Consider the following 15311-nt stretch of genomic DNA (forward strand, 5'->3'; position numbering starts at 1 on the left):
TACGGGGAGGAAACGAAATGATCATTGTAGGCGAATTGATTAATGCCAGTCGCAAAGCCATGGGAGAGGCCATCAAAGCCCAAGATGCTGAATGCATCCAAAAGGTAGCGATGGATGAGTTCGCTGCTGGGGCAAATTACATTGATGTTAACGCAGGTATCTTTGTCGGTAAGGAACTGGAATACTTAGAATGGCTTGTCAAAAAGGTTCAAGAGGTTGTTGACGCACCTTGTTGTATAGACAGCCCCGACCCAAAGGCGATTGAGGCCGCCTTGTCCGTTCATAAAGGCATTGCGATGATTAATTCCATATCTTTAGAAAAGGATCGTTATAATGCCTTGATTCCCGTCATTGCCGGCACAGATTTAAAGGTTGTGGCCTTATGCATGAGTGATGAAGGAATGCCTGAGACGATGGATGATCGGCTAAGAATTGCTGATAAGCTCATAAATGGGCTCGTCCAAAACAATTTGCCGCTTGATCATATTTATGTAGATCCGCTGGTACAACCGATCTCCGTAAACAGCACTTTCGCTGTAGAATTCATGAATTCCGTAGAAGCCATTATGACGAGATTCACAGGGGTTCATACGATGTGCGGTTTGTCGAATATATCCTACGGTCTTCCGGGAAGAAAATTCATGAATCATGCCTTTGCGATTATGGCCATTGCCAAAGGCTTAGATGGTCTGATTATTAACCCCTTGGACAAGATGATGATGGCAAGTTTGATCACGGCGGAGACACTGGCCGGCCGTGACGACTATTGTGGCAAATATCTCAAGGCTTATCGCAACAAACAATTCGAGCTGTAGAAACAGACCCGAGGGTGTGCAACGGCGGTCAAACCGTAATCACAGCCGCTTTGAGGAATGCTTGAAAATGGTGTACCACTGTGCATGTTGGTTCACCATTTTCAACGTTTGCAGAGTTACATGATTATGTAATGAAAATCGTCAGTATAACAATACGAATTCTTATTGGACATCAAACACCTATTATATTTAGTGTTTAGCCGAATCTTATAAGGGTCGATCGTTATCTAGATTAGGGGAAGGTGATGGAAATATGGAAACGACGTTGGAGGATCTAGAATTTAATCCTTTTCTTAAAAAACTGATCATCATGTCGAGCGGCGGTCCTTTTCTGGATGGGTATATTATGGTTATTATCGGGCTGGCACTCACTCAATTGGGCCCCCGACTTCATTTGGATGTTTTCTGGACGGGTTTAATTGGGGCATCTGCCCTTGCAGGCTTGTTTGTTGGCGGGTTAGTTTTCGGATATGTCACTGATTTAGTAGGGCGCCAGCTTATGTTCACCATTGATTTAATCGCGATAATAATCCTTTCAATTATGCAGATATTTATTACTACTCAACTGGAGCTGTTCATATTAAGATTTGCAGTTGGGATTGTCGTAGGGGCCGACTATCCGATAGCAACCTCCCTAATCGTGGAATTTACACCCCGCAAGTATCGGGCTATGTCTATGGGATTTATCGCAGCGGTCTGGTATGTAGGGGCAACCGTGGCGGATATCGTAGGGTACTTCTTACTTGATGTGAGTGGCGGCTGGCGATGGATGCTGGGGAGTGCCGCTATACCCGCGTTAATACTTGTAATAGGTCGTTTAGGAACACCGGAATCTCCTCGGTGGTTGGTGAGTAAAGGACGACATGATGAGGCGCGTGTCATTGTGAAAAGGATATTTGGCCCTGGTGCGGAGCCTATCCTGGATGAACAGATCGCCAGGACACAGTTTCGTAAACTATTTGAAGCAGGCTATTTTAAAAAATTGCTATTTATTGTCATCTTATATACAGCTCAGGTTCTGCCTATGTATGCCCTTTATACCTTTGGCCCTCAGATATTGGATGCTTTTGGCCTGGGATCGGGAAATATGGCCGTATTAGGCGACGTAGTAATCAGCGCTGTTTTCTTGATTGGCTGTATTCCGGCAATGTTTTGGCTGGAATCAGTCGGTCGACGCTCGCTGTGCCTTATAAGCTTTGTCATCATGTCCTTGGCAATGCTGGCTCTAGGCTTGTTCCCAACTACTTCCCTGATTATCATCATTGGCTCCTTTTCGCTTTATGCATTCTTCTCGGGTGGCCCCGGTATTTTGGAATGGCTTTATCCCAATGAGCTTTTCCCAACGGAGGTTCGGGCCACGGCGATAGGCATCGCAGTAGCTTTCAGTAAAATTTGTACGTTTATCGCTATGTTTGCTCTGCCTTATAGTTTAAAGGAGTACGGAATCGGAACAACAATGCTTATTGGTGCCGTAATAACGATTATCGGTCTGGCCGCATCAATAGCCTGGGCTCCTGAAACTAAGGGCATGACCTTAACCCAATCCTCAAAGTTAATTTCCAAATAGCCAAGCTTTATCTCGCCAATGAGGAGATTTGAAAGACTCAAAAACAAATGGCCTGAATGAATGTGTTTGGGGCGCCATGTGTCCATGCGGATTCCCCAATGGGCTTTGTTGTCATATTCTAGGAAAATTGTCCGGTGAGTGGTATCATTATAATGATAAGTTTTTAGCTTTCTTGGAATATAATGTCAAGCAATAGCTTTAAAATGTTGTTTGTTCAGATACTTCACTGGACGGGTTTGCATTCATCGTTTATAGTAGAGCAAAGAAGTATTATTTATGACTGAATCCTCCATACTAAACGAGAAACCTTTAAACGCTGATAATCAGAAATGGAATATTAGCGAGCGATGTTCTCGAATGTGAAGGAGGTAAAACGATCAGTGTTTTCAAATAAAACTAGCTTAACAGAGGAAGAGACGAATGAACCAACAGATACCATTAAAGAACTAGGTCAAGTTCAAATTCCAGAAGCTACTGAGAGAATTTTTTGTTTGCCGATTATTGGGCAAATCGAAGGGCATCAAATGTTGCCCGCTCAAACAAAGACAACAAAATATGAGCATCTTATTCCCCAATTGCTTGCGGTTGAACAGAACCCCAAGGTTGAAGGAGTATTAGTCATTTTAAACACAGCCGGTGGTGATGTAGAGGCTGGATTGGCAATCGCTGAGATGTTGAGTAGTTTGAGCAAACCCTCTGTTTCCTTAGTTCTTGGCGGCGGACATAGTATTGGGATTCCAATTGCCGTAAGTTGTACCAAAAGCCTTATCGCTCCGACGGGCACAATGACGGTTCATCCGATTCGATATACGGGATTAGTCATTAACGGTCATCAGCAATTTGATTATTTGAGGAAAATGCAAGAACGAATCGATCAATTTATCTATTCCCATTCGCAAATAGGTAAAGAGAAATTAGAACGGCTTATGTTCCAGACCGGAGAATTGGCACAGGATATCGGAACCATCCTAATTGGCCAAGAAGCTGTCGAGGCTGGTTTAATCCAAGCAGTTGGAGGACTTCGGGACGCCTTCAAAGAACTAAATAGCTTAATTACTCCTACATAATGCGGGTTCTTTGGATTATAAGCGGCGAAAGTCGCTTTTTTAGATGTATTTATGGGATGAAGGAAAACTCCTGCCAATGTGGAACTTAACATAGGCAGGATGAAAAAAATATAAGGTTTGGGGGATTGGTGCGTGGCGAAAAAGACAAAACGCCGCAAATTAAATAAAAAGGTCGATATGAGAGCGGTTACTTTGGGAGAGACTATACGCAATGAAGTCATTGGAGTCTTCGTGGTTGGTCTGGCCTGTTTAGGGCTTGTGGCTTTGTACTCGGAGAGAAGCGGCGTGGTTGGAGGAGAAATTAGTCGACTTTTGACCATGTTAGCTGGTGGTGGCAGGGTCGGGATACCCATAATGCTGGGTATCTGGGGTATTGCTTTCATGAATAAGCAAACTCCGCGCCTTGGGTCAAAGGCTGTGGGGATCGTTCTCCTTTGGCTCGTCTTCATCGGAATCCTTCACCTTCAGTTACCTGGTATCGAAGCTTATTCTCAATATGATATGTTTCATGAAGGGCAACTTGGTCACGGCGGCGGCCTTGTTGGTGCAGCCATTGTTTTTATCTTGAAATCAATGCTTGGTATTTCAGGATGCTATGTTATTTTAATTACATGTGCTATCATTGGCGCTTTATTGATTACGAATCGCTCCCTGATAGAAGGGGTACGAGAAGCAAAACAAATGGGAAAAGAATCTGGAGTATGGATGAAACACCATGTTGAGGATTTTAGAGAAGCGTTGAAAAATGCTGATGATGAGAAATCCAATAATTTAGGGAATGAAGAAGAACATTCCAAACCAGTCAAAGATGCTAAAATGCCTAAGAAATCATCGTTTACAAAACCCATACTCGATCCGGATATTGTCGAACGTCCTTTAGTTATTAAAACGCTTGAAGATCAAAATGAAAGCCCTGCTGAGGTAACCATAGAGGCAGCTGTCCCTGAAACCCTTCCAAAAGGACAATTGGATTTTGAGAAAACCCCAGTCCCAACTCCTCCGAGTCCAATGGTACCGGGTAAAGTGACCAGTACCCCTATTTCTCGTCAGACTCGTGAGGATGGGAACTATCAGCTTCCACAAGTTTCATTACTCCATAAATCCTTAAAAGTCAAAAACCCCAGGCTAAATAAAGACTTAGCGGATAATGTGCGAATACTTGAGGAAACATTGGCTAGTTTCGGGGTTAAAGTTAAAGTGACTCAAGTGACTCAAGGACCAGCGATTACCCGATATGAAGCCCAACCTGCCCCAGGTGTTAAAGTGAGTAAAATAACGAACTTAGCCGATGATATTGCCTTAAGCTTAGCTTCTGCTGATGTGCGTATTGAGGCACCCATTCCCGGAAAATCCGTGGTAGGGATTGAAGTTCCCAATAAAGAAATTGCCATGGTACATTTTCGCGAAGTTTTAGAGACGCCTGAATTTCAGGGACAGACCAATAAGTTGATCTTGTGTTTAGGCAAAGACATAACAGGAGCACCGGTGATAGCTGATTTAACAAGAATGCCTCATCTGTTAATTGCAGGAGCAACTGGTTCTGGTAAATCTGTGTGTATAAATACGTTGATTCATAGTATTCTTTTTAAGGCTCGCCCTGACGAAGTTAAGTTTTTGCTTGTTGATCCCAAAATGGTTGAATTGGCCAATTATAACGGAATTCCACATCTGATCGCACCCGTTGTTACTGATTCCCGTAAGGCAGCTGGCGCTTTGAAATGGATTGTGACAGAAATGGAGACTCGTTATGAGCTTTTTGCAAGCTCAGGTGTTAGAGATATTGTGCGTTACAATTTTCTGCGTTCACAGGAAAAGAAGAGCGAGCATCCGCCTTTACCCTATGTTGTGGTCATCATCGATGAGTTGGCAGATTTGATGATGGTCGCGCCGGGTGATGTTGAAGATGCCATTTGTCGCTTAGCACAAATGGCGCGCGCTGCCGGAATTCACTTGATTGTAGCGACTCAAAGACCCTCAGTTGATGTTATTACTGGACTTATTAAAGCAAATATCCCGTCTCGAATTGCCTTTTCTGTTTCCTCCCAAACAGATTCAAGAACGATCTTGGATCTGAATGGTGCGGAGAAATTGATGGGACGTGGGGATATGTTGTATTATCCAATGGGCGCTAGTAAACCTGTACGTGTACAGGGATGTTATTTGGGTGATAAAGAGGTGGAGAATGTCGTGGAGTTTCTCCAAAATCAGGCCAAACCGGAATACCAAGACATACCCAATATAGATATTGGCAACGCTCCTAAGGATGATTTAGAAGATGAATTATTTTATCAAGCCGCCCAACTTTTCATCGAAAGTGGAACTGCTTCAGTTTCTCTCTTGCAGCGTCGATTAAGAATCGGCTATACACGTGCAGCACGTTTGATGGATTTCTTAGAGGGAAAAGGGGTTGTTGGAGGGTATGAAGGCTCAAAGCCGCGTGAAGTCTTGATGACGAGAGGACAATTTGAACTGAAGTTTGGCCCGTGGAAAGACGAGATTGCATATTAGTTGCATAAAATTTTGTTAGGATTTATGATAGATGTAGAGAATATCCGAACTGAGGGAATTATTAATGATTAAGGAAATTCAGGTGAGTGATCTTAAAATGTTAGATCACGCGGTATTGGTTGATGTGCGCTCTGAGGGAGAATTTGCGGAGGCGACAATCCCAGGTTCTGTCAATCTTCCTCTTTTTAATAATCAAGAACGGGCTGAGGTTGGAACAGTATACACGCAGTCATCGCCGAGTCTGGCCCGCGAACTTGGTTTGAGTATTGTCAGTCCCAAGCTTCCAGATCTCCTTAAAGAGGTCGAGGAACTATCTAAAAAAGGCCCCCTGGTACTTTTTTGCTGGCGGGGTGGGATGCGCAGCAAGTCGCTCGCTGCGGTTGCAGAATTAATGGGTATCCCCATTTATCGACTGCAAGGAGGATATAAAGCTTACCGTAATCAAGTGGTTGAATACTTTCAAAAGGAACTGCCTTTTAAGGTTGTAGTGCTCCGCGGCAATACCGGAGTCGGGAAGACTGAGCTTCTCAAAAAACTGCGTGGAGAGGGGTATCCGGCGATAGACCTTGAGAACCTAGCAAATAATCGAGGATCTGTTTTTGGTGCCATGGGCTTAGGAAATCCACCTTCTCAGAAGAAATTCGAGGGATTGTTGTATGAGGAGCTAGATTCTTTAAAGGAATTTCCGTATATCATTGTAGAATGTGAAAGCAAACGCATTGGAAGAGTAACCTTGCCAGCGACATTTTTTAGCGCCATGCAGCAGGGCATTCAGATACTGCATTGTGATTCATTGCCAAATCGGGTACAACGCCTAATAAGAGAGTATACAGCGGTACCCGATGCACGCGAGGAAATAAGGCTTGCTTTGGAGAAATTGATCAAGACCTTAGGTCGCGTTAAAGTTCAGGAATTAAAAGCCCTTTTAGAAACTAACAGTTTAGAGGAATTCACGGAGCAGCTCCTGGTCGAATATTACGATAAACTATATGCCTACCCGAATGAGCCGAGTGCAGAGTATGATTATTTTTTTGATTATCGAGAGCCTACTAAAGCGTTGAGGGAGTTGGAACGCTATCTTGATGAGATGGCCTGCGCAGGTAGAGAATCTGCTGTATTTGGAATACGATATTCAGCAAAATAAACCGGGATTGTTCGGAGCCGTGACGACTCTGATTGGTATGCTGGACCTTAATATTTTAACAGTCACTGGCATTGGGCCGACTCGGCGAGGGCTTCTTTTGGAGACTCATTCGGATGCTAAGGTAAGAGCGCTGCATGATGCCTTGATCGAAGTCGAGGCCATAAGAGTGACGGCGTTTCGTATGCCCACGTTGTTAGACCGGATAGCCTTGCGCCACGGTAAGCGTCTGGACATGGCTGAAATTAATCCGCCAACTTATCGATTTGTTCGTGAAGAATTAGGAGTGCTAGTTGACTTTTTAGGAGATACTCTACTTGAGGGTGGAAATCGAATCATTGGAATTCGGGGAATGCCACGTGTGGGAAAAACCGAAGCGGCAATCGCAGCCTGTGTTTATGCCAACAAGCGTTGGATATTATTATCTTCAACGATCATTCGGCAAACCATTCGCACTGAGTTATTACTCGATGAGTCAAATAACAGCATTTTTCTCATCGACGGAATCACTAGCACCACACGAGGAAATGATGCCCATTGGTCGTTGCTCAAAAAAGTGATAGAAATGCCTACGCTGAAGATTGTTGAACATCCAGATGTTCTTTTAAGAGATGGCCGTTTGGATATTGACTTCGATTTTATCATCGAAATACGCCATCATGATGATGACGTGATTCGATGCGAGGATATTGCAATGAGTTTTTCTGCCTTCGATTTAAGCTAACGATGATAATAGGGGGGGTATCAATGGCAGGAGAAGGACAAATGCTCCGGGCCGCGCGTGAGGAGAAACAATGGAGCCTAAGATTTACCGAAGACACTACTAAGATTCGCATTCGTTATATTCAAGCACTTGAAGATGAGGATTATGGGATACTTCCAGGGACGACCTATGTCAAAGGTTATTTACGTACCTATGCCAAACATCTAGGTTTAAACCCAGATGAGATTATTCAATGCTATAATGACTCAGAGGTACCGGAAACAATAAAAGTTCTCGAAACACCTGACCACCATATCCCTTTAAAAAAACGTCCGTTTTGGGTTAGACCCTTGGTTGCAGGGGTTACGGCTGTTTTGGCGATAGGTTTGGTTGTTGGAATCGCTGAATGGAGCCATCGCACACCCGAGAAGCTCTCCAATTCAGCTTATTCGCCTACGGCGCTGCCGAGTGCACCTCCGCAGACTGAGACAGTTACACCGAAGCAGAATACTCAAGAAACGACTCCAAGCGCTCCTCCTTCAGTGGCCGCAGCAACTCAGGATGGATTAACCGCTCAATTAGTTTTCACCCAACCGTGTTGGATTGTGGTGCAAGCCGATGGTCAGCCTTCGTTTCAGGGAACATTTGCTGCAGGGACAACCAAGGAAGTTAAAGGGATGAGTAAAATTGAACTCGTTACTGTTGGAAACGCAGGTGGAGTTACAGTAACGTTAAATGGTAAGGCCTTGCCGAGTTTAGGGAATTCTGGGCAAGTCCTTCGTAACGTCATCTTTACTCCAGACACTTTGAAAACACTTTAAAAATTTGAGAGGAGAAGTTAGGTTGGCTAAAGATTCTTCATTTGACATTGTCTCCAAGGTGGATTTGCCTGAGGTTTCCAATGCGGTACAGCAGGCGCAAAAAGAGCTCGCCCAGAGGTTTGATTTTAAGAACAGTAAATCATCAATTAAGTTGGAAGATGAAAAGATTATCCTAATTTCAGATGATGATTTTAAGTTACGCAATGTTGTTGATATTTTAGAAAGCAAACTTGTTAAACGAGGAATTTCTTTAAGAGCGTTGGAATACGGAAAGTCTCAAGCGGCTGCCGGTGATACCGTCCGGCAAGAGGTAAAAATGGTTCAGGGAATTGCTCAGGACAAGGCTAAACTAATTAATAAAGCTCTTAAAGATAGTAAGATCAAGGTGGTTAGCTCCATTCAAGGTGATGAGCTAAGAGTATCCGGTAAAAATAAGGATGATTTGCAAGCGGCTATTGCCCTTCTGCGAAAAGAGGACTTTGGCATCGAATTACAATTTATTAATTATAGATAGAGGGGTTGGCCCCTCTTTTCTTTATACTAACCAGAAAGTATAAACTTGCGTTATATACTTTCTAAGCATAAGAGCAACTAGGCAGCCGCCTTCGCCAGAGGCTTGGCGCCAGCCAAGTTTTCTTTATACTGAATGCAGAGATAGATTCTTTTTTAGCTACAGGTGGCTAGAGTCCTCATCTGCAGGCTTGATGTTCAGCATAGCTGAACGAATTCACTAGCGTGTCTTTTACAAGAAAGGTGAGAATATGCGTATACGAAGCTTTTTGCCCATGAATCGAACAGAAATGAAAACTCGAGGTTGGTCCGAACTTGATTTTTTATTAATTACTGGAGATGCTTATGTGGATCATCCGAGTTTTGGAATTTCTGTCATTGCTCGTATCTTAGAGAATCAAAATTTCCGTGTAGGTATTTTGGCTCAGCCTGATTGGAAGGATCTCCAAGCTTTTGGAGTTATGGGAAAGCCTCGTTTAGCTTGTTTAATTACGGGGGGAAATCTCGATTCCATGGTTGATCATTATACCGCCGCCAAAAAGAAACGACAGAAGGATGTTTATTCTCCCGGAGGAGAGGCGGGACTACGACCTGACCGGGCAACTATCGTGTATTCTAATAGGGTGCGGGAAGCATTTCCTGGAGTACCAGTTGTTATTGGGGGAATTGAGGCTTCCTTAAGACGTTTTGCTCATTACGATTATTGGAGTAACGAGGTGCGCCGATCTATTCTTTTAGACAGTCAGGCTGATTTGCTGGTCTTCGGAATGGGTGAAAAAGCAATTGTTGAAATAGCAGAGCGACTCCAGAATGGAGAAACGATGGCTCAGATCACCAATGTCAGGGGTACTATGGTGCCTTATAGTCCGGAGAATATTGATAAAGAAGTTTTAGTTCTTCCGAGCTTTGAGGAAGTTGTGGCTGATAAGAAAAAGTATGCTGAGGCTTTTTGGGTTCAATATAACCAACAAGATCCTTTCCGAGGCAAACCAATGCTGCAAGTCCATAACCGCAAAGGCGTGCTGCAAAATCGGCCCTCGCTACCCTTAAATCAGGCTGAGATGGATGCCATCTATGCGTTACCTTTTATGGGATCGTATCATCCGTCTTATGAAGAGAAGGGCGGAGTACCGGCGATTGAAGAAGTCGAATTTAGCCTAACCAGCGCTCGGGGATGTTATGGGGCTTGTTCGTTTTGTGCTTTAACCTTCCATCAAGGACGGATCATTCAAAGCCGAAGCGCTGAATCAATTATTCAAGAAGCTGAGCAAATGATTTGGAATAGTCGTTTTAAAGGCTATATTCATGATGTAGGAGGGCCTACGGCCAACTTCCGTCGCCCCTCATGCCAAAAACAGTTAAAAAGCGGAACCTGTTCCCATAAACAATGTTTATTTCCCAAACCATGTGATAAACTGGATATCGATCATGAAGAATATTTGAGTCTGTTACGACGTTTGCGGAGTTTGCCAAAAGTCAAAAAGGTGTTTGTTCGCTCAGGTATTCGCTATGATGCAGTTCTGGCGGATGTCAAGTCAGAGTTCATTCGAGAACTTTGTGAACATCATGTTTCCGGTCAATTGAAAGTCGCCCCAGAACATGTTAGCGACGAAGTTCTTCGCTATATGGGTAAACCGGGTAAAAAGGTCTATGAAAAGTTTGTCCAACGCTTTAAAGAGGAAAATGAAAAGCTGGGGAAAAAGCAGTATCTTGTTCCCTATCTGATGTCCTCTCATCCAGGCAGCACTTTGAAAGAGGCTATAGAATTGGCTGAATATGTGCGTGATATGGGTGTAAATCCTGAACAAGTCCAGGATTTTATTCCTACGCCTGGAACTCTTTCGACCTGCATGTATTATACGGGTCTTGATCCCCATACTATGGAAAAAGTGTATGTGCCACGCAGTATGCATGAGAAAGCGATGCAGAGAGCGTTAATTCAGTATAGAAATCCGAAAAACTATGAGTTAGTTAGGGAAGCACTGCTTTTAGCTCACCGGGAGGATTTAATTGGGTATGGCCCTAAATGCCTTATTCGTCCCCTAAAAATAGTGGCTGAAGACAGAAATAAGCAGGGTATCAAGTCAAAGAAAGGGCCTACGAGACGATCGGGTATGAAGAATAAACGATCGGAACATAAAAGCACCCCAGAAAGAGCGGGGCGAAGAGGGCGAAGTAAAGCAGGAGGCAAGTAAGGCAGCGCTCTGAAGGAAAACTGGATACTAAATTCATCAATTTTGACGATAAGTTTGCGTAATTGTGTTGCGATTAATTTAGGGATGGTTCAAAAATGAACCATCCCTAGTTTGCGTGTGCGCCACGCATGACGATTAACTAGACGGTGAAAGTCCGATATGGGGGTATGTAGCGACCAACCATTAGCTTAAGGCAAGGGTGTCCATCGTGAGGTGGAATCTGAAGGAAGCCGGCGGCAAAATTCTGACCCGAGGAACACGAACAGCATCAGGCGCAAAACGTGGGGTAAGACTGCACGACAAGTTAAAGCCCAAAAGCTACACAGACACGCCAGCGTAAATGTTGCGGGTACATGGAATGAAAGTGAATCGTCTTACCGTGGGAGGCCTCACGGACGGGTGGAAACAGAGTAAGAAACCCGGTTGAAACAAGATTTATCGTGAGGAGTCAGCAGAAGCCATAGTACAGAGGTGATCTAGACACCGACGGAAGGGCTGAACCAAAGGAGGTGTGGGTCAATGAAAGTTACTGAAAGTGGTAATTTAAAACACAGACAACTTCGAATTGAAGACTATCTGCAAAGGGTATCTGCGGAACAGAAAGAGTATGCAGAAGTGTGCGAGCTACCTAAGATGACTGAAACCGACAACACCAACACAAATGAGCAGACGAATGGGTTGCTTGAGCAAATCCTTAGCACTGAAAATCTAAACCAGGCCTATAGGCAGGTTAAAAGAAACAAGGGCGCAGGTGGAATTGATGGTATGCAGGTAGATGAACTTCTACCCTTCTTGAAAGAACACAAGGATGAACTATTGCAATCTCTCCGGGATGGTAAATACCGTCCAAAACCCGTACGGAGGGTAGAAATACCCAAAGAGAACGGAAAGACCAGAAAACTAGGAATACCCACCGTCTTAGACAGGTTAATTCAACAAGCGATAACTCAAGTTCTAAGTCCCATCTTTGAGAAACAGTTTTCAGACAATAGTTTTGGATTTCGACCGAATCGTAGTGCCCATGGGGCATTAAGAAGATGCCAAACCTATATAACAGTAGGTTACAAATATGTAGTTGATATGGATTTGGCCCAATATTTCGATACGGTAAACCAAAGTAAGCTTATCCAAATTTTGTCGGAGACGATAAGAGATGGCCGGGTCGTATCGCTGATTCACAAATTCCTGAAAGCAGGAGTTATGACCAATGGAATGTTTGAAGAAAGTCCAGAAGGTGTACCACAAGGAGGCCCCCTGAGCCCATTACTTGGCAACATAATGCTTAACGAATGTGACCACGAACTGGGAAAGCGGAAACACCACTTTGTACGTTATGCAGACGATATGATGATCTTCTGCAAAAGTAAAAAGGCGGCAAAACGAACACTTGATCACATTCTCCCTTATATCGAAGGGAAACTATTTCTGAAGGTAAATAGGGAGAAAACGAAGGTCGCTCATGTAAACTATGTCAAGTTTTTGGGATATAGCTTTTACATTTACAGGGGAGAAGGGCGCCTGAGAATCCACCCAAAAAGCATCCAGAAGCTTAAGGATAAAATCCGAGGAGTTACTGGGCGTAGCAATGGGATGGGAATCGAAGAGCGCAGAACTAAACTCAATCAAGTAGTACGAGGCTGGACGAATTACTTCAAACCTGCCGATGCAAAGAACCTACTCAAGGACCTGGATGAATGGACGAGAAGTCGCATACGAATGGCAACTTGGAAGCGATGGAAGAAAACCCGAACAAGGTTTGAGAACCTGAAGAAAGCGGGCATTACCAAGGAACAAGCATGGATGTGGGCAAACACAAGAAAAGGCTATTGGCGCGTTGCCCATAGCCCTATTCTGACAAAAGCTCTATCCAATGAGCGTTTCAGACGAATCGGATACCTTAGTTTTAGTGAATGTTATTCTGCGAAATAATGTATAAACTTTGGAAGCGCCGTATACCGAACGGTACGTACGGTGCTGTGGGAGGTCGGCTGATCAATTAATGATCAGCCTCCTACCCGATTTTCAACGATTCGTTGTCCACTCTCCAAATTCATCAATCAGAATGTCTTCAACGTCATCGAGTACGACTCGACCAATTTCTTTAACATAGCCGCTTTCCGACCAATCTAAGAAATCCTCATAGGTCAAGTTTGGTTCTTCAAAATAAAACTTTAAAAAAGAGAACCATAATCCGTTATTCTCGGAGTTATCGTCTTCATAACGTATGATGTAAAATTCCGTGTTTTCGAGTGTGCTTTGTAAAAAGATTGCTTCACCAGGGACGACAAAAATAACTTGAGCATCTTCATACACGCGATTTGTAAATTTGAACGTGAAGGCTTCTAAGATGGTCTGCTGATGGTTTTGTAAGCCCTTCGATTCTTCTTGGCTGGACGCCCAGGCATAGACGGCTTTTAAAGCGAGTGTTTTTTCCATTTCTTCAGCAATATCTTCTAGGCGGCGTGAAACCAGGGGAGGGAGGGTATACTCTTCACAAGATGCGGCCTGACAATGATAGACTGGGACATTATCAATGTGCCCTACTCCGTGAGCTAAATCTATAGGGATGGTTCGAGTTGTCAAATAGCCTATATCTCCACAACCGCAGGTATCGATCGGGTCAATTGAATCAAACACATAGAACACCTCACATCTATTATCCAAATGCTGATTCGACAGAAAATCATAAAAACCTTTAAAACTTTTCCACATTAAATATTGCCATTTAACACAAACTTTACACAACGATAATTTAGCCTTAAACATGGTGTGTTACATTACTCTTAGATCAAGAAAATATCCGACAGGAGGAAAAAATTAAATGTTTGGTAAAAGAGGTAAACTTCTAACAGGTATACTAGCAGGTGTTTTAGCCATTTCTCTCGCAGGGTGCGGAACTCAGAGTCCGAGTCCAAGTTCCAGTAGTGGTACTTCGTCAGCCCAAGAGAAGGCCGAGCCAGTGACGCTTACCGGAGCGGGAAGCACCTTTGTCTACCCATTATTAAATCAACAAATCGAAGAGTATCGAAAAAATAATCCGACTGTAACGATTAACTATCAGGGCGTTGGCAGTGGCGCAGGAATTCAGCAGATTTCTGGACAGACTATTGACTTTGGTGGAACTGATGGTCCGATGACAGATGCTCAGCTTAAGGATGCCAAAGGTGGAAAAATCCTTCATATTCCTTTGACACTTGGCGCAACAGCCGTTACTTATAGTTTCCCTAATGCGCCTAAAGATCTTAAGATTGCTCCTACAGTGCTTGCTGATATTTTCCTCGGAAAAATTACGAACTGGAATGATCCCCGAATAGTTGCCGATAATCCGGGTGTGACGTTGCCGGATCTGAAAATTACAGTCGCTCATCGTTCGGATGGAAGCGGAACAACCTATATTTTCACAGACTATCTAAGTAATGTGAGTCCAGACTGGTCTGCAAAAGTGGGCAAAGGCACATCGGTCAATTGGCCCGTTGGAGTTGGCGGTAAAGGAAGTGCCGGTGTAGCCGGTGTTGTTCAGCAAACCCCAGGTTCCATTGGCTATGTGGAACTCGCTTATGCAGTTCAAAATAATTTGCCTTATGCGATGATGCAGAATAAGGATGGAAAATGGTTGGCGCCATCACTGCAAGGAGCGTCGGCAGCGGCAGCAGCATCGACAATACCAGATGATATGCGCGTATCCATCGTCAATGCCTCGGGGGCCGATGCGTATCCCATTTCAGGGTTCAGTTGGGGATTGATTTATCAGGATCAAACAGATAAATCGAAAGGAACAGCATTGGTTAATTTTCTGAACTGGGAGATTCATGACGGACAGAACCTTTCTGAGGGACTGCAATACGCTAAGTTGCCCGCGAACCTAATTAGCCGAGAAGAGGCTATGCTTAAGTCGGTCACTTATCAAGGTCAACCCTTACTAAAATAGACATGGCTTGGAGAATGAATTCTTATATAGTGGAAAAGCTCAGCAGCGGCTGGGCT

The 15311-nt window shown here is 43.9% G+C and carries 13 protein-coding genes; 12 read left to right on the top strand and 1 reads right to left on the bottom strand.

Annotation, left to right across the window (positions count from 1 at the left end; genetic code table 11):
* Positions 1 to 17: 17 nt before the first annotated feature.
* The 11 genes from VZF35_RS22165 to ltrA all read left to right on the top strand — a co-directional run bounded on the left by VZF35_RS22165 (position 18) and on the right by ltrA (position 13256).
* Positions 18 to 815 (top strand): methyltetrahydrofolate cobalamin methyltransferase, encoded by a 798-nt coding sequence (locus VZF35_RS22165; protein WP_407308552.1) that lies wholly within the window; start codon positions 18 to 20, stop codon positions 813 to 815.
* A gap of 253 nt (positions 816 to 1068) precedes the next feature.
* Positions 1069 to 2382, top strand: coding sequence for an MFS transporter (locus VZF35_RS22170; RefSeq protein WP_407308554.1), 1314 nt, complete (start codon positions 1069 to 1071; stop codon positions 2380 to 2382).
* A 380-nt stretch (positions 2383 to 2762) separates the two neighbouring features.
* The gene (locus VZF35_RS22175) at positions 2763 to 3449 is read left to right on the top strand and encodes a ClpP family protease (RefSeq protein WP_407308556.1); all 687 of its coding nucleotides are present in this window, start codon (positions 2763 to 2765) and stop codon (positions 3447 to 3449) included.
* A gap of 132 nt (positions 3450 to 3581) precedes the next feature.
* Positions 3582 to 5957: a DNA translocase FtsK 4TM domain-containing protein gene (locus VZF35_RS22180; protein WP_407308557.1), complete on the top strand. Its 2376-nt coding sequence runs from the start codon at positions 3582 to 3584 to the stop codon at positions 5955 to 5957.
* Positions 5958 to 6021: 64 nt separating this feature from the next.
* Positions 6022 to 7101, top strand: coding sequence for a tRNA 2-selenouridine(34) synthase MnmH (gene mnmH, locus VZF35_RS22185; protein WP_407308558.1), 1080 nt, complete (start codon positions 6022 to 6024; stop codon positions 7099 to 7101).
* Positions 7040 to 7822, top strand: a complete 783-nt coding sequence (locus VZF35_RS22190) for a DUF3388 domain-containing protein (protein ID WP_407308559.1) — start codon at positions 7040 to 7042, stop codon at positions 7820 to 7822. Before mnmH ends, VZF35_RS22190 begins: the two co-directional genes overlap by 62 nt.
* A gap of 23 nt (positions 7823 to 7845) precedes the next feature.
* On the top strand, positions 7846 to 8622 hold the full coding sequence (locus VZF35_RS22195; RefSeq protein ID WP_407308560.1) for a helix-turn-helix domain-containing protein: 777 nt from the start codon (positions 7846 to 7848) through the stop codon (positions 8620 to 8622).
* Positions 8623 to 8644: 22 nt separating this feature from the next.
* Entirely contained in the window at positions 8645 to 9136 is a 492-nt protein-coding gene (locus tag VZF35_RS22200) for a YajQ family cyclic di-GMP-binding protein (protein WP_407308561.1), read from the top strand.
* Between the two features lie 247 nt (positions 9137 to 9383).
* The gene (locus VZF35_RS22205; RefSeq protein ID WP_407308563.1) at positions 9384 to 11327 is read left to right on the top strand and encodes a YgiQ family radical SAM protein; all 1944 of its coding nucleotides are present in this window, start codon (positions 9384 to 9386) and stop codon (positions 11325 to 11327) included.
* Positions 11328 to 11535: 208 nt separating this feature from the next.
* On the top strand, positions 11536 to 11667 hold the full coding sequence (locus VZF35_RS22210; RefSeq protein WP_407305726.1) for a hypothetical protein: 132 nt from the start codon (positions 11536 to 11538) through the stop codon (positions 11665 to 11667).
* Between the two features lie 179 nt (positions 11668 to 11846).
* Entirely contained in the window at positions 11847 to 13256 is a 1410-nt protein-coding gene (ltrA, locus tag VZF35_RS22215; protein ID WP_407305724.1) for a group II intron reverse transcriptase/maturase, read from the top strand.
* 93 nt (positions 13257 to 13349) lie between these two features.
* Here the strand turns inward: ltrA and VZF35_RS22220 are convergent, their stop codons facing one another.
* Positions 13350 to 13964: a hypothetical protein gene (locus VZF35_RS22220; protein ID WP_407308564.1), complete on the bottom strand. Its 615-nt coding sequence runs from the start codon at positions 13962 to 13964 to the stop codon at positions 13350 to 13352.
* Between the two features lie 184 nt (positions 13965 to 14148).
* Here VZF35_RS22220 and pstS point away from each other — a divergent pair, with 184 nt between their 5' ends.
* A complete protein-coding gene (gene pstS, locus VZF35_RS22225) occupies positions 14149 to 15255 on the top strand; it encodes a phosphate ABC transporter substrate-binding protein PstS (protein ID WP_407308565.1) in 1107 nt (368 codons plus the stop codon).
* Positions 15256 to 15311: the final 56 nt, after the last annotated feature.

The organism is Desulfosporosinus paludis, assembly GCF_045689965.1.
GTDB lineage: Bacteria > Bacillota > Desulfitobacteriia > Desulfitobacteriales > Desulfitobacteriaceae > Desulfosporosinus > Desulfosporosinus paludis.

What these genes read in the sequence shown, in the direction of transcription:
- ltrA (WP_407305724.1), top strand. Translation starts at nt 11,847, where the DNA reads ATGAAAGTTACTGAAAGTGGTAATTTAAAACACAGACAACTTCGAATT.
- mnmH (WP_407308558.1), top strand. Translation starts at nt 6,022, where the DNA reads ATGATTAAGGAAATTCAGGTGAGTGATCTTAAAATGTTAGATCACGCG.
- VZF35_RS22205 (WP_407308563.1), top strand. Translation starts at nt 9,384, where the DNA reads ATGCGTATACGAAGCTTTTTGCCCATGAATCGAACAGAAATGAAAACT.
- VZF35_RS22195 (WP_407308560.1), top strand. Translation starts at nt 7,846, where the DNA reads ATGGCAGGAGAAGGACAAATGCTCCGGGCCGCGCGTGAGGAGAAACAA.
- VZF35_RS22165 (WP_407308552.1), top strand. Translation starts at nt 18, where the DNA reads ATGATCATTGTAGGCGAATTGATTAATGCCAGTCGCAAAGCCATGGGA.
- VZF35_RS22190 (WP_407308559.1), top strand. Translation starts at nt 7,040, where the DNA reads ATGAGATGGCCTGCGCAGGTAGAGAATCTGCTGTATTTGGAATACGAT.
- pstS (WP_407308565.1), top strand. Translation starts at nt 14,149, where the DNA reads ATGTTTGGTAAAAGAGGTAAACTTCTAACAGGTATACTAGCAGGTGTT.
- VZF35_RS22170 (WP_407308554.1), top strand. Translation starts at nt 1,069, where the DNA reads ATGGAAACGACGTTGGAGGATCTAGAATTTAATCCTTTTCTTAAAAAA.